Genomic DNA, 18,818 nt, shown 5'->3' on the forward strand with positions numbered 1-18,818 from the left:
TTAATTTGGTTTTCGTTGGTGTGCTTCCCTAATTTTCAAAGCGATTTTCCCGTAGCCACACGGTTGTGTAAAGTAGCCCAGCGGTAGCGGCCAATCCAAGCCAGAATTGCACACTGGATAACACATTCCAAACATGATACCAGCCTGACATATTTAGCATATTTTGCTCAGCCCTTGGGTCACTTACATTTATATAGGAGCCGATAATTTGAGAAATATGGTGACTTCCCAAGACGGTATACTCAATAAGAACTAATGCTAATAAGGGTAGGACAAGGTATAAAAAGGGCGTTTTCTTGGCGCACGCGGAGACCAATAAAATCCAACTGATAAAAGGCAACATCCATATAGAGGTGGCAAGATAGCTGCCTAAAAATGACCAGGCTGTAGTGAGTACTGCTTGAGGCTGAAAGAGTAAATCGGGATGGTGTACACTGCTAAAGAGTGACCAAATTGTCATGAAGAGCAGGTAAAACAGGTTGTAAGCCGATGCGGCGATCCAGGCAATGGCTGGAATGACAAGGGCTGCCATAAAGGTTTTGGTGAGGACATTCTGCCATTCGCTGACAGGCATCGACTTCCAAAACAAAATACTTTTATCTTTGCGATCGGTAAATAGACAAGACAGCAGATAAATTAGCGCAATCAGCCAAGCCAGATGATCAAATGCGATATAAGGTAGGGCAGGCAAAAGCGACATAGGTGAGTTTTGTGCTGTCGTGTCAGGAATGGTCGTAAGACCGTTTATACCTTTGTGGTAGACAAAGGATTGTTGCTGGCCATCTGAAGAATATGAGTAAAACGACATCATGCCATCATGCTGTAAGATAAACTGACTATCCTGTACTACGCCTCGTCCAGCCACCCCAGCAAGAATGGTCAGCACAACAAAAATAGTCAGAGCTACTATAGGCGTTGTGATTAGTGCACCTTTATGTTCCCACAACTCACGTTTAATTTGTATTAGAAAGCGGTTCACTGTCCTGTCTCCTTCCATTGTATATTGGGGGCCTGATTCTCTTGGGGACGTCCTTCGTTGGCTGTGCTGACTTTTGCCACGAACAGGTCGGCAATAGACGGCGTGTGGATTTTACCAAAAGCGGCGAGTGTTTCAGGGTCAACGCCTTCAAATAATAAACTAGCCCCGCCAAGGCGAGCTTCTTCGTAAATCGGGCGTAAACCTGCCTCCAATACCTTTTGTCGGCCTTCTGTCGAAACGGAGAGTTGGCTGAATCGCTGGCTAATGTCGTCCATTGAGCTGTCGAGTACTAGGTGTCCTCGATCAATAAACAGCACATCCGTTAACAGATTCTCGATCTCTTCTACTTGATGGGTGGTGATTAAAATAGTCTTTTGTTCATCAAAATAGTCTTCTAAAAGACTGGAGTAGAATTGTTTTCGATACATAATATCGAGCCCTAATGTGGGTTCGTCTAATACCAATAGTTTGCTATCGATGGCCATAACGAGAGCCAAGTGCAGCTGGGTAACCATGCCTTTGGATAAAGCTTTAATGCGACTTTTAGGGTTGATTGTGGTTTTTGCCAGAAATGCTTGGGCTTTTTCTCGATTGAACTTTGGATGCACTCCCGCCACATAGTCGATTGCTTGGTGCACTTTAAGCCATGAAGGTAAAATGGCAGTGTCAGCGATAAAGCTCACCTGCTCCAATAATTTGGTGCGCTCTTTCATTGGTTTAAGGCCTAGGACACTTAGCTCACCGTCTAGTGTGCTCAATCCTAAAATGCCTTTTAACAGGCTGGTCTTGCCAGCCCCATTGGGACCAATTAAACCGACAATTCGCCCAGGAAAGATGCGAAAGCTCACATCGTTTAAGGCTTTGAAGTCACCATATTGTTTGTGTAAACCTTGTGCCTTGATGATCGCGGCATGGTTTGTTGTTGTATTCATAATCATACCTATTCGCTGTCTTTTTGTAGACGAAGTTGATCTACCGTGATGTCGTTTAAGGGAGGTGTTTCCAGTGATAACTGCTCAATTAATTCGTTGGTGCTAATATCCAATAGAGTTAAGCGTTGTTTTAATTTGGGGATTTCTGACTGAAAGAAGAGTGCTCTTTCTGCGTGTAAAATTCGCGCACGGGCGCCACCAAGAATAAACATCCCCATACCGCGTCGTTTTTCGACGAGCTTTTCTTCAACCAGTGACTGATAGGCTTTTGATACCGTTAAATGGTTGATTTGATAGCTGGTGGAAACCGCCCGAACAGAGGGTAGCGCTTCGCCTTCTCGCAACTCTCCTGCAAGTATCAAGCTCACCATGCGATCACGCACTTGGCGATAAATGGGTTGTTCGTCGTTCCATTGCTCTTGCATAGGGGCTCTCTTCTGTATGGTTTGCTTTAATCAACCAGTTAAATATGGTGTTATATATAACTATAACACCATATTAGATTTTGACAATACTAATAGGCGAGTGGTTCTTATTGGCTTGCCACTCCTTAAGGCCTATTGTCATACTAACGGTTTAGAACAGTGCGGAATCATCATGAAGAGGCTCAATCACGTTATCCAGTATTATGAGTCACGGCAAACAACGCAATCTCATGAACACAGTGTGTACCAGTGGGTCTACGTGCATGAAGGTTCAGGGATAATTTCCACAGAAGACGGTGGATTTTTACTGTTAACTGGGCAACTGGTGTATATTCCTGCTTATGTCTCCCATGAATTTATTGCACTCAAAAGCAGTTGTCTTAGTTTGATTTTTTCAGGCGAGGATGTTGCTACTCCTCCTATCCAATCGATTGGTTTATTGGCCAGCCATACATTATGGACTCAATTGATGGCGTACTTGCGGCACAATCAACCACATCTAACGCAAGCATTATGGCAACACTATGATGCTATTTTACTGGATCAGCTTGCCCGTTTTACCCCCTTGCAAGGGTATCGCCTATCGTCTGGTTGTGTGGATCCGCGACTATTAAACGTCATCGAATCCCTCTCTCATAGTGTGAGCATCAAGACATCATTAGCGTCGGTGAGTCAGCAAAGTGGAGCATCAGAACGCACACTTAATCGACTGTTTGCCGAGCAGTTGAATACTACTTACCAAGCATTTCGCTATCAGCTTGTCATGCAAAAAGCACAACAAGCGTATGAACAGGGCGAAAGTGTTACTAACATCGCTTTTGATTTGGGCTATAAGAGCTTATCGGCTTTTTCTAGGGCGTTTCTAAACTACCAAAAATCAATGAAGCCTTGTTAAAGCTTGGTTGTCTTATCGAGAACCTATGTTTTTCTCATGGTTTGGTCCTGATAATAGACAGGTCAGTTCTTCTGTGCGTTGCAATTTATTCTCAGCAAAGATAAATAGGCCAACTACTTTCATCTTAATATTTTCTCCAGCTTTGGTTTGAGCGGTGACCGTATGGCTAGAATGGACTTTATTGTCTTCGCTAATCATCTGGTCGAAGCTCACCTCACAATGATGTAAATGCGCTTTTAATGACTGAATATGTTTTACAAAGTCGCTGAAGTTTAGCGTCTTATTATCAACCCATTGTTGATAGTCTAAGGTGAAATACTCAGCAAGCTGAGTCTTATTGATTATGGTGGAGGTTAAAACGTCCGTAAGTATTTGTTCTAGTCGTTTGGTTAGTTGCATGGTTTTGTCCTCATCATGAAAAATGCTAGTCTACGATAAGGAAGCAAGTCTGATTGCTGACTTCTCGCCAAACGATACACTTTGCTCGCCAAGTTGAGATGGATGATTTGCTATCGCCAATGCACAAAACGGATGGACGAAAAACAAAACGCTCACCATCTCGTTATTGGCCATACTAATAGAGGTCGTTAAATGAGTAGTCGTCGTTTGACTGGTGTTGATTTCACAATGGCTGTATTGGTATCGGCTAACTCAGAGACTTGGTCAAGAATGGGATCTAATTGACTAATGTCTTTTAAATACAGACGAGCGATATAACAATCATCCCCAGTTACCTTGTCGCATTCAACAAATTCAGGAATCGATTGGATCAGGGCTTCTAGAGCTTTGAGTTTGCCTGGAAGTTGGCGCATTCGTACAATTGCCATTAGGCTATAGCCTAAAACCACAGGGTTCACTTCCACTCGATAGCCAGAGATGACACCACTTTCTTCCAGTCGTTTTAATCGTTCGTTGACACTTGGCGCGGTCATACCCACTGCCCGTGCCAGTTCTGTGACCGGGGTTCTCGCATTCGTATAAAGTTGTTCAATCAGTTTGCTATCAATACCATCCAAGATGCTTTTTTCTTTTTTAAGGTTATTTCGCATTTTTCCCTCTGATAAGTACGGCTATTTTGTTTATTTATCTTTTTATAAGTCTGCCAAGGTGGCGTTCTTCATTTTATTCTATTCACCATAAACCAGTTTCCTTAAAAAGAGAATGCATTCAGTGTTCTACCGTGAGGGGCAATAACCGAGGTCTATTATGAAACATTCACATCATACGATAAGCAGTTTAGAGCTGACTTTTGCCATGATACTGTCTGGCACCATTGGTTATTTTGTGATTAGTTCGGGACAGGTATTTTGGAATGTGGTGTTTTTTCGTTGTGCGATTGGTGCAATGGTTTTAGGCGGATATGCCTATTTTTCAGGCTTGATTCGTGCCGAGTTTTTCCAGCCCAGGGCACTGTTATTGATTGTGTTAGGCGGTATTACCTTAGTAGGAAACTGGGTATTGCTATTTGCTTCGTTCAATTATATTCCGTTTTCTATTGCGACCGTTGCCTACCATATGCAACCTTTGTTTTTGGTGTTAGTGAGCACATTAATCACCCGAGAAAAGCCGTCAATCTCCCTACTTGTTTGGCTAGCCTTAGCATTTGTCGGCTTAGTGTTAATCGTAGAGCTTAATCCTCATGAGTTACAGGAGCTTTTTATCGGCGACTTAAATCGAACCGATTCTTCTGCGTTATTCGGTTTATTACTCGCCTTGGGTGCTGCATTGCTTTATACCGCGACGACACTCATTACAAAAAAAGTCAGTCAAGTGCCTTCCGCTTTTGTGGCATTGGTACAGGTGATCGTTGGTATTCTCATGCTCTTGTCTTTTGCTGACTTCGACAACTTACCAACGCAAACTAGTCAGTGGTTAGATTTATTGATTCTTGGGGCGATACTAACAGGGTTTATGTACATCATCATGTACGACAGCTTTCAAAAATTGCCGACTAGCCTGATTGCTTTGCTGTCGTTTATTTATCCGATTACGGCATTGTTTGTCGACCATTTTGCGTTTTCGACACATATCAGTGTAACGCAAATACTGGGGGTCATCATGATTTTGATTGCAGTCAGTGCCGTGAAGTTTCATTGGAGGTTGCCATTGAGTGCCTCTAAGAAAAGTATGAGGGAGAAGAAGTTATGAGACAGATAAAGGAAGTATTCGAAGACCAAGCCGACGTGATCGCCTATATCATTCGTGAGGCGAATCGACCTGTTGCTAAACGTTTTGCAATAAACCAAGACAATTGCCCAAAGCATCCCTCTTTTTGCGAGGGCAGTTGGGTCGAGCAGGATTTTAAACGAGGTGAGCGCTATTTTGTCTGCATTGACAATCAACAGCCAGTTGCTTGTGTGGCGTATGACATTCCCTCTCAGACCAATCGCGTTCGTAAAGCCTACTTGAACCGATTGTCAGTGTTACCTGAGCGGCAAAACAAAGGCATCGGGGCACAACTTGTCGAGCGCATTATCGAGCAGGCGAGAGCTGATGAGCTTGAATTGATCAGCATTGGCGTGATTGGCAAGCACTCAGAGTTACAAGATTGGTATGAACAGTTTGGCTTCGTAAAAGGCGAAACCAAACAGTTCGATCACCTGCCTTTTTCTGTTACGTATATGGTGTATTTTAATTCTTAATCCGTACCAAACAAATCACGTGTATAGACTTTATCGACTACGTCACGGAGATCCTCTGTCATGCGGTTTGCCATAATGACATTGGAACGAGCTTTGAAGTCCTCAAAGTCACGGCAGACTTCTGAATTAAAGAAGGTATCTTCTTCCAGTTCTGGTTCATACAAAATGACTTCGATGCCTTTGGCTTTCAGGCGCTTCATAACACCTTGGATGGCGGAAGCTCGGAAGTTATCGGAACCTGTTTTCATCACCAGACGATAGATACCCACCACTTCAGGATTACGCTTAAGAATCGATTCGGCGATGAAATCCTTACGCGTTGTGTTGGAGTCGACAATGGCACGAATCAAGTTGTTTGGTACATCGTTGTAGTTTGCCAACAGTTGTTTGGTATCTTTTGGCAGACAGTAACCACCGTAGCCAAAGGAAGGGTTGTTGTAATGGCTACCAATACGTGGGTCTAGTCCGACACCCTCTATTACCTGTTTGCTATTGAGGCCAAACGATTCACAGTAAGAATCCAACTCGTTGAAGTAGGCCACACGCATGGCTAGATAGGTGTTGGAAAAAAGCTTCACGGCTTCGGCTTCAGTTGAGTCCGTAAATAAGGTTGGAATGTCTTGTTTAATGGCCCCTTCTTGTAGCAAGCGGGCGAAGATCTCAGCGCGTTCAGAATGCTCACCAACAATGATACGCGATGGGTTTAAGTTGTCGTAAAGAGCACGACCTTCGCGTAAAAATTCAGGAGAAAACAAAATGTTATCAATATTGTATTTCTCTTTGATGCTGTTGATGTAGCCTACAGGGATGGTCGATTTAATGATCATCGAGGCGTTTTTATTAATGGCTAACACGTCTTCAATCACACTTTCAACAGAGCTGGTATTGAAATAGTTGGTGACGGGATCATAGTCTGTTGGCGTGGCAATGATGACAAAATCTGCGTCACGGTAAGCCAGGTTTTTATCCATTGTTGCGGTGAAATCGAGAGCTTTTGTGGAGAGAAAATCTTCGATTTCCGTGTCGCTGATAGGGGATTGACCTTTATTAAGCATTTCCACTCGACTGGGAACAATATCGACCGCAATGACTTTGTTGCGTTGAGCTAATAGCATGGAAATAGACAGGCCAACATAGCCTGTACCAGCGACGGCAATATGGTATTTTTTTGCGTTCAAGGTATGTCCCTTAATCTAAGTATTCTGTTCAATAGGTGATGGGTATAGTGTTAGACGCTGATGCATTTTCGTCTAGTGTAGCCCACGTCGTTAGTATTCCCCAAATTATAAAAGTCTTGGTACCAATCAACAAATGCCTGCATTCCAGGCTCAATGGCTGTTTTTGGCATAAAACCTGTTACTTGAGTTAGTTCGTCAATATCGGCATAGGTGATGGGGGCATCACCAGCCTGCATAGGCAATAAATTCTCCATCGCTTTTTTTCCACAAGCCTTCTCTATGGCGCTGATAAAACGACGTAGTGTGATGGGGTTGTGGTTACCTATATTAAACAGCTTATAGGGTGCTTTAGCCTTGGTCTCTGAGTTTTCCATCGGCTGTGGGATGGTATCGATCACGCGAACGATACCATCAACAATGTCATCGATGTAGGTGAAGTCGCGTTGCATGTCACCGTGGTTATAGACGTCGATAGGCGAACCATTCAAGATGGCTTTGACGAACTTGTAAGCAGCCATATCAGGACGCCCCCAAGGGCCATAGACAGTGAAAAAGCGTAGTCCAGTAGTGGGGATGTTATAAAGGTGGCTATAGGAATGGGCCATTAATTCGTTGGATTTTTTGGTGGCAGCGTAAAGACTGATGGGGTAATCCACTCTGTCTTCGGTGCTAAAAGGTTGTTTGGTATTCATGCCATAAACAGAACTTGAGGAAGCGTAAACAAGGTGTTTAACCTTATTATGTCGACACCCCTCTAGAATGTTAGCAAACCCCACCAAATTGGAGTCAATATACACTTGGGGGTTCTCGATGGAGAAGCGAACACCTGCTTGTGCGGCAAGGTTGATGACCACATCGAATTGTTCTTGTGAAAACAGCGCGGCTATATTGTCTCTATCCGCGACATCCATACGTATAAAATGTAGCGTGTTTTTTAGTTTTTGGGTGGCTTGAAAATCCTCAATATCTTTTAAGCGTGCTTGCTTGAGGTCTGGATCATAATAATCATTGAGGTTATCAATACCAATGACTTCATCCCCCCTTAAAAGAAGCGATTTAATCAACCCATGTCCAATAAAGCCTGCGGCTCCCGTTACTAAAATCTTCACACTAACTCTCTTTCTTTTGTTAACCAGACACGTCGATAAAGTTAAAAAATGCCAAGTTACATGATACATAGTGAAAAAAATATTACCAAAGATTTGGGGTGAAATAGGGTGTAAGTAAGTAGGAAAAAATAGGGGTTTTGAGACCACCTCCTGAAGGATAAATGGAGGTGGTCTTATTGTGTGGACGAAATTTTTTAGATATTAGAGAGTATTTTAAGTGTGTTTAAAAAGGCGTTTACCGAATCAATTGAAGCGGATTCATGCATGGTGTGGTATCCAGTCGTGGGGATTTGAATGGTGGTACCATCCACCAATCCATTTGATGCTGAGATAATGCGCCCTAACTCAGTACTGCCGAGTGAGGAAGGTGGTTGTCCTAATGCGGCGCGTTTTGTATTTTCTGCTTCTACATAACGATTTTTGTAGAGATAGCTTATACGGTGCTGTTGGCAAAGGGCTTCCAGTGCTTGAGTACTGTCTTTGTTAAATGAGGCGTTTGCGTCTTTTTCCCGCAATACTAAGAGTTGTTCATTCGCCGCTTGAGTATCAGGAAAAGGGCTGGTATCAACTACAAATAAGCGGTTAGTCGAACCACCAAAGCGGCGAAACCATTCGAGGAGATAACGCCAACTTTTGCCGGCTTCTTCTTGGGCGGTAAAAAAGGCAGTCCCTTTGAAGCCATGGTCAAATAAATGGACCAGCGCTGCGGCGGAGATGACATTATCCAATTGTCCTTCTAAGCGCTGGTCTTTTATGGTGAGTTGATCTTTAAAAGCGATAGGGGTTCCTGCGACAACGCCTTCAAGACCATCTACTTCAAAAATGAGGTTGTTGCGAAATTCACATATATAAGCGTGATTTATGACACCTTTTCCTCGGTAAACGCCAGACCAAGGTTCATAGGCATAGATCGCTTCATGATGGAATCGCTCAGTCACTTTGCTCATCAATTCTTCTGATACGGAGTTATTCAGCAAGTCTGTCTTATTAGCGGAGACAAAGGCTGCGTATTGAAACTCATTTGGACCTGTGCATACCAAACCATGACGGTCAATATGTGCAGAGAACATGGTGCTCATGGGGTCACTTCCTTGGGCAACCAATAGCCCTTCGTACCACGTCACTTTGGCTCCCCGCTCTTCCAGCTCTCGCTGTAAGATGCGAAAGAATGAGTGCTCAGCACCGACAACACTTGGCTGTCGAATAAGTAATTTGAGTAAGTCAATAAAGTCGTTATCCAGCTTGGTGTTGTTGTCTTGCATCACGACATCTCTAATGGATTGGGGGAAGTATTATCATAGGGCTTTTTTATGGATTTTATAGCAGAAATCCTCCTTTTTAAGGTTTTTAGCAATGCAAAAGTAGTCATGATAAAAGCGGAAAACACTGTTAGAATAAAGGAGAATAAGAGCGCGCAAAGTTCTTACATGCTATCTGCAATTAAGGAAAAAATGCTTTTAGGCTTCCTTAATGTGTTTTTCGTTTGGCTCCTTAGAAAGGATAATAATCGTGCGTTCGAAGCATTTGATAGTGATTTTGGGTGTTTTGTTTTTATCAGGTTGTGCCAGTTGGTTTACTTCTCCGACAGATAGCAAGCGTGTTACGTCTTTTTACGTAAAAAGTCTTCATGTCAATCTAAAGGAAGGGCGTTGGGGGAAGGCAAGTAATAAAGCCTTTTCTTCAGAAGAGACCTTAAGTAAAGATTTTGCCTACTCTATTCAAAAGAGCTTAGTAGAACATAATGTGTATGCGGTGAAACCTGATAAACACAGTGCGGCATTAGTTATCACAATTGATTACACCCGTCGCTATAAATACGGTGGTGAAGCACTCAGTCGACCATTGGTCTCGCATATTATTCAGGTGTATCAGCATGGGCAATTGATTGCTACCCTAAAACGCTCGAATTATTCCCCAATTAATGGCTTTTTCAGCGCTATTGTTATTAACCTTATGCAGGCAATGCACTTATGGGATAAAAGTGATGAGCACATAGACGCCGATAATATCAGCGCCTCTATGATTGATCAGCTTGTCGATAAATTTGATCTGTAAATCGTCAATAATGGCGAATGACTTCCCTGTCAGGTTGCTTACTTTCTAGGGGGGGCTCTAGCGTTCCCCCTTAGAAACTTTGTGCAAGGCGTAATGCGATAGAGGTGCCTTGTGTACGGTTTCTTGAGTGATACTCTTTATAGACATGGAACCAAAGGGCAGGTAGTCCTGGTTTGAAGTAAGCAATAGCTGGGCCCACTGCAATAGTTTGTGCTCGGTTACCATCTGCTGGCACATTAGGCCCTTTATCATCGGTTAGCTGTTTGTAGTAGTAACCGCCTAAACCAACGGTCCAAGCATCCATGATTTTCCCGATGCCAAATTCATGACGATATTCAATACCACTGGTGTAGTCTGTGTCTTTGTTTTTAGTATTGAAATCTAATTGGAAGCTAGATGAGAGTTCGATTTTATTGCTGGTGATGTAAGTGACGCCCAAGGCTGGGGAGTATGTCCAATGGTTCATACCGGCATTAATGGGCGCATTTTTATCAAAGTCGCCTGTGGGGGCCTGTATTTGTAGTTGCGCATTTATTCCAAAGTTGGGCGCGATGTCCCACTGAATGATAATAGGCGCGACTTGCAGGTCTCCTAGTGTTTGTTGTGAGCCATGGATTTTACCACCTGGAGGGGTCGTTAGATCAAGATTCATATCCAGATAGGGAAGGACGGCACTATAGCCGAAGTCACCACCTAAGATTTTGTAGTTAGTGCGTTTGATGAAGGCTAATGAGATACTCAGAACATCCAATGAGAACTTTGGTAGGGTGCTTTTGCCACTGTTGTTTCGTGTTGAATCGGCTGAGTAGGGAGCAATACGTAAGGAGAAATTTCCGATTGGCGTAACGGGTGGCATAAAGCCTGTCCCAAAGTCGAAAACACCAGCAGCAGTGGTGGGTGACCCAAACTCAGTTGCTTGGCTTTGGGCTGCAAAAGAGGCAATCAAAATACTGCTTGCTGCGATCATAAGACGTTTTGTGTGTGTCATTAGTACGTTCCTTAGTTTTAGTTATGTCAATAAACAGTACTACTAACAAACTTTTTCCATTATCCGATATTGGCAAAGTTTTACACTTTTTTTGCTTTGTTTTTTCAACTTGGAATGTATGTAACAAGGTTACTTTTGCCATATTACTGTGTTAATTAATTCTCCAGCATGATTGTCATTAGGGTTTAGAAAAGAAAAGGGCGGACAAGTGGGTAGAACCATTCTTGTTTTATTCAAACCGCCGCTCTTGGGGGTCTTGTCTAAAGGCAATCGCTTTGTTTTTGCCTGTTAATTGCTGAATTTGTATTGGCTTACCTTCCTCATCTAAGGTGACTAAACCAATTCCGGAACGATTGAGTAGGCGCTCTCCACGAGAGGCATTATCCGGTTTGCGTGGCGATATCCACATGCCTCGACGTTTGGTAAATATATTAAGAGGTGACCAAGGGGCGTAGAGCCAGCGATTGAGTCGGTCAAACCAATCTAATAAGCGTTTTGGAAACTCATTACGCAGTCCGCTACTGGTGATTTGCCAAATATGAGGACTGCTTTGAAGGCCTTTCACTTCGATGTCATAGACAAAAGAGTAATGGACATCACCTGATAGAATCACAAAATGATGCGGTGTTTTTGGATGTCGAAATAGGTTCATTAAGGTGTGAGCTGAGCCGGAGTGTGCCATCCAGTTCTCGGCGTCTACCACCAAAGGCTTACCTAAAAAGGTAAAGATTCTTTGTACCGTTTCAATTAACTTGACTCCAAAAATAGGGGCAGGTGATACCATAATGACAGCTTTATGATCAATCAGCGCCTGTTGTAAATCGGTTAGGGTTTGCCAATCCATGAGCCCTGACGGGCGCTGCGGATGACGCTCAGAGCGCCAGCGATGGGTGCGAGTGTCTAACACGATTAACGGGGGATGAGTTGGCCATTCATAATGCCATTGCTCAAATGTTAGTAGCTGGTCAATCAAGTTATCGTGCTGTTGGCCGCCAACGGATTGTAGGGTCTGATCAAGCTGCGAGAGCATTGCATCATCGAACTGTTCTGGTGCATTCCCCCATCCTTGGCATAATAAATAGGCCGTGAGTGCATTACCGATAATGCGCTTTGATAAAGGGTGACCATAAGCACTCTGTTCCCATGCGGCGGTCATATTCCAATCATCCGTCACATCATGATCATCAAAAATCATGGCGGTAGGTAAATGGGCTAAAGCTCTTCGGACGTGTTTGAGCGGTTGTTTAAATGCCTCAATGGCCTGTTTTTCCTTCTCATAACGCATACGCTTTGCGCTATCTTGGATGACATTTGGGCAGGTTAAGTCGATATTGGCCCAACAAGCAGGCGACCAGACAAGTAGATACATTGCCAGTACTTCACTGAGTGTAATGAGGTGGTTTTGCGCCGTGCTACTGGTAAAAATAGGCTTTTTGACACCGCCAAAGAACTGTTTATGTAGCTCCTTGGTTTCTTCCCTTTGAGGTAGAATGCGATCCCGCTCGTAGTAGTGGGGCGCTGAACTATGTAAGCTCTGATGCTTTTCTAATACGGTGTCGTCTATGTCTTCGTCGGCCAACCCTAATTGTTGAATCACTTGATGAATGGCATTTAGCATGGGGCCAGCTACATCGTCAGCGTAGATTTGATCCCCTGTTAATAATAATACGGCGGGCCATTCTTTTACGGGCGTTCTCTCTAATAGACTGTCGACCAGTGCGAGTCCATCGGTATTGCTTTCTTCTGGTGAGTCGCCTTGGCGACAATAATGGGGTTTACGACAAGAGCCGTGCAATAATTGCTTGATGTTTTTCTGGATAATGAATCCTGGGGTCGTGTATCCAGGATAGCTGAGATCCGCAGCCCAAGATTGGATAGGATGCTCTTGCTTAGAAACGGCGTCGATCAACACGATGTCATAACCAATCCATTCTTCGATTGGTAAGGCCGATTCAGGAATGGCATGAATCAGCTGAAAGTAGAGTTTATCGCCTGACTTGATTTGACGATGATTTACTGTGAGCACAGGTGAGGCGTCTAGTCCATCGCATTGAAGCGAAAGCGTCACGTCAACGGGTTGGCTGGTTGCTAACCAGAGCGTCACTTCGTGTGGATTCGTCTTGCGTAAAATAGGGCCGGCCAACACCAAAGGTAATGTCTGCATAATATGCTTTCTTCCATCGCTTTTTATACTCCAACACTATAGCAATCATCTAAACGATGTTTTTATAAATATAAAGGTATTTCTGTCAGTGTTTGATAAAAATGAGGATGAGACGTATTATCATTATTTCGCGTATACCATGCATGTAAATTTACCTAAGGAAAGTGAGATGGATGCCATTCAAGCGCTGATGACGCGTCGTTCTTATCCACGGGGCAGTCTTATTCAACCTGCCCCTAATAGAGCGGAAGTAGAGCAAATTTTACAAGCGGCGATGACCGTACCTGACCATGGTAATATTAAGCCTTGGCGTTTTGTGGTGATTCAAGGGCAGGGGATGAAGGATCTAGAAGGTGTCCTACGCGCTATGTACGATGGACAAGTCGAGGATGAAGTGTACTTCAATCGATTTATTCAAGAGATTATCAACACTCCTATGATGATTTGCGTCTACAGTGTGCTCAACATGGAACACAAAGTCTCTGTATTAGATCAACAGTTGGCGGGTGGGGCGGCATGTGAGCATATATTGCTAGCGGCTCACGCCATGGGATTTGGTGGCATCTGGCATAGCCAAGAAACAACAGAGGCTCTAAGGGTCATGCTAAAGATGGGTAATGAAGACCATATTCTGGGGGTGATGTCATTAGGAACCCCTAAACGAACGTCTCTTGCCAAGCGAAAGTCCTTTGTCGATTACACCTTTGAATGGGATCAGGAAAGCGGCTTGCAACCATGGCAATGAGCGAAACATCGCCCTGATACTCCTTTATCGGGGCGACGTTTTGTTGCTAACAAAAGGTTATTAGGCGCTCATTTTCTCGTCATGAAGAGAAGACTTCTGCTCAAGTAGTGCATCCACAATTTCTTTAGAGCGAACCGCTAGTACCGATAACAGGGTATCGCTTAAACCATGGGACGATTCACAACAACCTTGTAGAAACACATTAACAGAGCACTGGTCTTTCATCGGCAAGCGATAACTGCGTTCCACTGGGGAGCTTGTCATCAAAGGTTGCATATGATTGAGCATCTGGTGAAACTCGTCATAGCGGTAGCCCGTTGCCAAAATCACTGCGTCATAATCTTGCCAGTTTTGCTGGTGGTTTACTCTATCGTTAAGGCGTAAGGCAATTTTCTGCTCTTTTTCGCCCGTTTCTTGGATGTCATGACAGCGCAGGTATTTGTGCTGCCCTTTCCCCGTCACTTTTTGCAAATAGAGTCTTTCATATATGGCATGAAGTTCTTCCATGTCCACGACAGAGTAATTAGTTGCGCTAAAGTGATTGAGGATGTCTTTGCGTTCTGCTTCCTCGCGGGAGTAGATGTGATCGGTAAATTCTGGATCAAATATTTCATTCACAAAAGGACTGTCATCGGCAGGGTGGAGCGCAAAGCGACGGTTGATCATATGGACTTCCCCGTCTTCGTAGCGGTTGCACAAATCCACAAAAATTTCTGCGGCACTTTGACCTGCTCCCACCACGGCGATTTTAGGGTGTTCCGGAAGGTCTTTGGTGGATTCACTCCAAGTTTTATAGTGAGAAGAGTGCAGTACATTGTCGTGTTCGAACCCTTGGAACTGTTCTGGTAGTTTGGGCATGCCGCCCATCCCTAAAATCAGGTTTCTGGCAATGCGAACGGTTTTCTCACCATGGATATTGGTCGCAATCACTTTGACTTTGGTGATTTCCCCTTCCTCTTCTATTGGCTGAATGTCGATGACGCGTTGACCATAATGCACGAGCGCATCAAATTGTTTGGCAACCCAAGCTAAATAATCGTTGAATTCGATACGTGATGGATGTTGGCTGCCGAGGTTAATAAAGGAGTTAAGTCGATTATGGGTGTGGAGATAATTCACAAAGGTATAAGGACTCATGGGATTGCGTAATGTTACCAGATCTTTTAAACAAGAGATCTGCATGCGAGTGCCGTCAAGCAACATGCCCCCGTGCCACTCAAACTGCGATTTTTGTTCTAAAAAACAGTATGAGAGTTGATTGTCTTGCGCTTGTTCTTCTAAAGCGATGGCGATGGACAGATTAGCCGGTCCTAGACCGATGCCAAGCACATCATATTCCCTTATTTTGTTTGTCATAGTCACCTCGTTGTTCGTATTAAATATTGGCTTTGTGGTTAGACACTGTTTTGGCGCTTAACTAAAAACAGTCAACAAAGAAGTTTTCCCTTAATTGGCACATTAAAGCGGAGCGTTTATGTGGAAAATCGAACTCTTTGAGTTTGGCAAAACCATACGCTTGCAAATAATGAATCATCTTCTGATTGTCTGCTCTAGGCTCGCTGACAATTTTGTCGGTTCTGGGGTCCACCAAATATAGGTAATGGCAAACCGATGGCAGCCACGCCGCGACCTTATGGGCGCCTCGGTGGTGCTCCTCTCCCACCAACATATGTATGCCCCGGTCATAATCGCTGACAGCATAGTAAGGCGCGATGCGATCTTCTTTGGCCCAATAGGCTTCAATGTAGGCAAAGGGCTCATCGTCCAGACAGGCAATTAGCAGCTGATTTTTATGGTTCGCGACTTGCTCTGCTAAGTAGGCGCGATGTTCGCTTAGACTGCCTTTTTGATCCCAAAAAGCGGCCACGCGATCATTGTTTTGCCACTTATTAAAGAGTGCTAAATGTTCGTCTAGGTTGAGCCCCAATAGGCTAATATGTTGTTGCAGTTCAGGCAGGTAGCGACGATAAAGCTCACCCTGTTGTGGGGACGGACGCATAGGATGATAACCCGCTTTAGTGAGAACAGGTTTATGAGGAAACAAGGGACGGTCTTGACGCAGCCAGCGGTGTGGGCGCTGCATGATGGCTTCTCTCCATAGAATATTTTGCCCTAATTCGTTGCGGTAAAGTATATGAGCCAAGTGATCAGACGACAGGCTGCGTAAATCAACCTTGCTTAAATCAATGCTACGCAGCTGTGGAACCTGCTCAAACAGTAAGGTAAATGCGTTAAGCAGCTCACTTTCAGGCAGTTCACAATGCACTAAGACACCTTGGCCATGCTGTTTCTCGTGAACACTGACACCGCCCGATGGCTGTGTCACGTGGTAGTGGCCAGCTTCAAAAGAAACACACTGCCCACCGGGCAGTGTGTGATGAACGTTCTGATTACCAGTCATATGTCACACTCGCAATGACGTTACGGCTGTCACCGTAGTAACAAATATTGGAGTCACAGGTGGCAACGTATTCCTTATTGAAGATATTTTTTGCCATGACTTGAAACTTGTAGTTGTTCCACTGATAGCTGGCCATCGCATCGAATAAGGTGTAAGACGGCACTTTATTGGTTTCCGTATTATCGGCATAAGTATCACCGATATAACGAACCCCAGCTCCCAGTTTTAAGCCCGCCAATTTGCCGTCGAAAAAGCGGTAGTTACCCCAAAAGGAGGCCAATTTATTAGCAATTTGTGAGGGCGTTTTGCCAATATACTGAGTGTCAGAATCTTCTGTGACTTCCGAGTCTACGTAACTTAAATTACCCACCAAGGTGATGGCTTGAGTCAAGTTGGCAACTGCTTCAAACTCGATGCCACGGTTACGGACTTCCCCTAGCTGTCTAAAGGTGGCTGTATTACTGGAACCTCGGGTTAGATTTTCCTTGGTCAATTGGTAGGCGGCCACACCAAAATAGCCATCAAAGTTTTTGGGTTGATACTTCACACCAACTTCGTAGTTTTTGGCTTTTTCTGCTTTAGCAGGATTGCCGTTCGCGTCCAATTTCACCACTGGGTTGAAAGACTGGGCAAAGTTGGCATAGGGAACCAGACCATCCGCTAGCTGGTATGAAGCGCCTAGGTTGCTGGTCCATTCATGGTGGTCAACATCGGTTTTGGCATCGGTCGTGGTATTGTGGGTTTTGTCGCTGGTGTCATCAAAGCGCACGCCAGCGATCACTGTGAATTTATCCGTGATGTTTGCCTTGTCTTGGATATAAAAACCTAACTGCCGATTTTTCGTTTTGGTAGTTTGCAGATCAGCATCGGTGACAGTGGCTAATGTACTTGAGTTTAATAAGACAATGTTATTGCTATAACTTGGGTGATAAATATTAAAATTAGGGTTACCCGCAACGGTACCAACACCCGGTACGGCCATCGGCTTGTTGCCATCTGCGGCGATAGGGTCTGAGGCATAGTCTTTATTTTTAATATCAAGGCTTTGATAATCTACACCGGTTAGTAACGTATGTTTTGCGCCGCCAGTGTTAAACTTATAGATAAAGCGGTTATCAATGTTGAAAGCATTAGAATGGCCATCTGCCGTAGAGACTCCTCTAACAATGTCGCTTCTGGCACCAGTGGGATCCAGTAACGGACCAACGCGGGGCACGTCTGCAGAATAGGCCGCAAAGTACATTTGGCGTAGGTTGATATCCATATGGCTAAAACGAGCTGACTGCTTGAATGAGGCATTATCGCTAAAGGCGTGCTCTAATTCATAGCCAACAGAGGTTTGTTCGCGTTGAAAGGTTTCCCAACCAGAGTTGCCTAAGGCGGTATCGTAGCCGATTATACCATTGGGGTTGCTGGTGAGTGTTCCTTCTTCAGGCAGGAACTGTAAGTAAGGATCTGAATCGTCTTTTTGATAGCTAGCCAGCACGGTTAACTTGGTCGCATCATTCATTTGCCACGCTAAAGATGGGGCTAATAAGGTACGATGTGCTTCTACTCCATCGACTTTAGTACCATTTTTGCGTTTTAGGGCCACCATGCGAAAAGCTAGCTTATCGTTGATGGCCTTATTGACGTCCAAGTTGATTTCTTTGCGGTCATAAGACCCGACACTGGCGGAGACTGAACCAAAATCTTCATTCAATTGGGCGCGTTTGCTAATCAGATTGATAACGCCGCCGGGAGGTGTTTGACCATCCAATGAAGACGCTGGGCCTCGTAAAACCTCTATACGTTCTAACATGAAAGGATCGATTTGCCAGCTATAAAAACCAAAGGAATAGAGTCGAGTTCCATCTTGGTATAGGCCATTATTCGCTTGTTTAAAGCCGCGAATAACGAACCAATCCTGCTTATTATCTTCACCGTAGAAATTGGTCTGAATACTGGGAGTGTATTGCAGCGCATCCGATACGCTGATGGTCGCACGATCATCCATTTGCTCCCGAGTAACAACGGAAACCGCACGAGGGATTTTTACGATCTTTTCATCTGTCTTGGTGGCCGTCTGTGCCACTTTACTGACATAAGAAAAATTATTGGTTGTGGAGCTTTGATGTGTATCGCCTTCTACAACGAGCGTGCCGAGATCCTCAGCGTGTCCGACACTTGACGTTAATGCAATGGCAACCGCAAGTGATAGAGGATTTAGACAGAATAATCGACTCATTTATAATATCCTTAAGTTGATGATGTTGATTATGATAATCATTATTATTTATCTTTGCGTATTTTAACCATATTCTTT

18 protein-coding genes are annotated in these 18,818 nt (G+C 44.1%); 5 read left to right on the plus strand and 13 right to left on the minus strand.

Annotated elements, in window-relative coordinates; genetic code table 11:
• Positions 1-28: 28 nt before the first annotated feature.
• Genes MSP8886_RS02685 through MSP8886_RS02695 form a run of 3 tightly spaced genes read right to left on the minus strand, consistent with a single transcriptional unit; the run spans position 29 to position 2,336 of the window.
• A complete protein-coding gene (locus MSP8886_RS02685) occupies positions 29-979 on the minus strand; it encodes a hypothetical protein (protein WP_067012403.1) in 951 nt (316 codons plus the stop codon).
• Positions 976-1,911: an ABC transporter ATP-binding protein gene (locus MSP8886_RS02690; protein WP_067013000.1), complete on the minus strand. Its 936-nt coding sequence runs from the start codon at positions 1,909-1,911 to the stop codon at positions 976-978. Before MSP8886_RS02690 ends, MSP8886_RS02685 begins: the two co-directional genes overlap by 4 nt.
• An 8-nt stretch (positions 1,912-1,919) precedes the next feature.
• Positions 1,920-2,336, minus strand: a complete 417-nt coding sequence (locus MSP8886_RS02695) for a GntR family transcriptional regulator (protein ID WP_067012405.1) — start codon at positions 2,334-2,336, stop codon at positions 1,920-1,922.
• 172 nt (positions 2,337-2,508) lie between these two features.
• Here MSP8886_RS02695 and MSP8886_RS02700 point away from each other — a divergent pair, with 172 nt between their 5' ends.
• A complete protein-coding gene (locus MSP8886_RS02700) occupies positions 2,509-3,231 on the plus strand; it encodes a helix-turn-helix domain-containing protein (RefSeq protein ID WP_175365250.1) in 723 nt (240 codons plus the stop codon).
• 12 nt (positions 3,232-3,243) lie between these two features.
• Here the strand turns inward: MSP8886_RS02700 and MSP8886_RS02705 are convergent, their stop codons facing one another.
• Positions 3,244-3,630 carry a hypothetical protein gene (locus MSP8886_RS02705; RefSeq protein WP_067012409.1) on the minus strand — a complete coding sequence of 129 codons (387 nt, stop codon included), beginning with the start codon at positions 3,628-3,630 and terminating at the stop codon, positions 3,244-3,246.
• 188 nt (positions 3,631-3,818) lie between these two features.
• Positions 3,819-4,280, minus strand: coding sequence for an Lrp/AsnC family transcriptional regulator (locus MSP8886_RS02710; protein WP_067012411.1), 462 nt, complete (start codon positions 4,278-4,280; stop codon positions 3,819-3,821).
• Positions 4,281-4,437: 157 nt separating this feature from the next.
• On the opposite strand from MSP8886_RS02710, the gene MSP8886_RS02715 reads away from it, so the two are divergent.
• Positions 4,438-5,379: a DMT family transporter gene (locus MSP8886_RS02715; protein ID WP_067012413.1), complete on the plus strand. Its 942-nt coding sequence runs from the start codon at positions 4,438-4,440 to the stop codon at positions 5,377-5,379.
• A complete protein-coding gene (locus MSP8886_RS02720) occupies positions 5,376-5,873 on the plus strand; it encodes a GNAT family N-acetyltransferase (RefSeq protein ID WP_067012415.1) in 498 nt (165 codons plus the stop codon). Before MSP8886_RS02715 ends, MSP8886_RS02720 begins: the two co-directional genes overlap by 4 nt.
• Here MSP8886_RS02720 and MSP8886_RS02725 read toward each other — a convergent pair.
• The 3 genes from MSP8886_RS02725 to MSP8886_RS02735 all read right to left on the minus strand — a co-directional run bounded on the left by MSP8886_RS02725 (position 5,870) and on the right by MSP8886_RS02735 (position 9,422).
• Positions 5,870-7,051 carry a nucleotide sugar dehydrogenase gene (locus MSP8886_RS02725; RefSeq protein WP_281197654.1) on the minus strand — a complete coding sequence of 394 codons (1,182 nt, stop codon included), beginning with the start codon at positions 7,049-7,051 and terminating at the stop codon, positions 5,870-5,872. The two genes, MSP8886_RS02720 and MSP8886_RS02725, sit on opposite strands and share 4 nt — an antisense overlap.
• Positions 7,052-7,101: 50 nt before the next feature.
• A complete protein-coding gene (locus tag MSP8886_RS02730; protein ID WP_067012417.1) occupies positions 7,102-8,160 on the minus strand; it encodes an NAD-dependent epimerase in 1,059 nt (352 codons plus the stop codon).
• Between the two features lie 194 nt (positions 8,161-8,354).
• On the minus strand, positions 8,355-9,422 hold the full coding sequence (locus MSP8886_RS02735; protein ID WP_067012419.1) for a peptidase M42: 1,068 nt from the start codon (positions 9,420-9,422) through the stop codon (positions 8,355-8,357).
• A gap of 247 nt (positions 9,423-9,669) precedes the next feature.
• Here MSP8886_RS02735 and MSP8886_RS02740 point away from each other — a divergent pair, with 247 nt between their 5' ends.
• Positions 9,670-10,215 (plus strand): hypothetical protein, encoded by a 546-nt coding sequence (locus tag MSP8886_RS02740; protein WP_067012421.1) that lies wholly within the window; start codon positions 9,670-9,672, stop codon positions 10,213-10,215.
• A 70-nt stretch (positions 10,216-10,285) separates the two neighbouring features.
• On the opposite strand, the gene MSP8886_RS02745 is transcribed toward MSP8886_RS02740, so the two are convergent.
• Both MSP8886_RS02745 and MSP8886_RS02750 read right to left on the minus strand, forming a co-directional pair.
• On the minus strand, positions 10,286-11,203 hold the full coding sequence (locus tag MSP8886_RS02745; RefSeq protein ID WP_067012423.1) for a SphA family protein: 918 nt from the start codon (positions 11,201-11,203) through the stop codon (positions 10,286-10,288).
• Positions 11,204-11,432: 229 nt separating this feature from the next.
• The gene (locus MSP8886_RS02750; RefSeq protein WP_139063073.1) at positions 11,433-13,367 is read right to left on the minus strand and encodes an alkaline phosphatase D family protein; all 1,935 of its coding nucleotides are present in this window, start codon (positions 13,365-13,367) and stop codon (positions 11,433-11,435) included.
• Between the two features lie 88 nt (positions 13,368-13,455).
• Here MSP8886_RS02750 and MSP8886_RS02755 point away from each other — a divergent pair, with 88 nt between their 5' ends.
• Positions 13,456-14,112, plus strand: a complete 657-nt coding sequence (locus MSP8886_RS02755) for a nitroreductase family protein (protein WP_245659012.1) — start codon at positions 13,456-13,458, stop codon at positions 14,110-14,112.
• Between the two features lie 60 nt (positions 14,113-14,172).
• Here the strand turns inward: MSP8886_RS02755 and MSP8886_RS02760 are convergent, their stop codons facing one another.
• The 3 genes from MSP8886_RS02760 to MSP8886_RS02770 form a co-directional block, all read right to left on the minus strand.
• Positions 14,173-15,468, minus strand: a complete 1,296-nt coding sequence (locus tag MSP8886_RS02760; RefSeq protein ID WP_067012429.1) for a lysine N(6)-hydroxylase/L-ornithine N(5)-oxygenase family protein — start codon at positions 15,466-15,468, stop codon at positions 14,173-14,175.
• A 61-nt stretch (positions 15,469-15,529) separates the two neighbouring features.
• Positions 15,530-16,513 (minus strand): GNAT family N-acetyltransferase, encoded by a 984-nt coding sequence (locus tag MSP8886_RS02765; RefSeq protein WP_067012431.1) that lies wholly within the window; start codon positions 16,511-16,513, stop codon positions 15,530-15,532.
• The gene (locus MSP8886_RS02770) at positions 16,503-18,740 is read right to left on the minus strand and encodes a TonB-dependent siderophore receptor (RefSeq protein ID WP_067012434.1); all 2,238 of its coding nucleotides are present in this window, start codon (positions 18,738-18,740) and stop codon (positions 16,503-16,505) included. The genes MSP8886_RS02765 and MSP8886_RS02770 overlap by 11 nt, the downstream gene beginning before the upstream one ends.
• Positions 18,741-18,818 lie beyond the last annotated feature (78 nt).

It is taken from the genome of Marinomonas spartinae (genome assembly GCF_900089775.1).
Taxonomy (GTDB): domain Bacteria; phylum Pseudomonadota; class Gammaproteobacteria; order Pseudomonadales; family Marinomonadaceae; genus Marinomonas; species Marinomonas spartinae.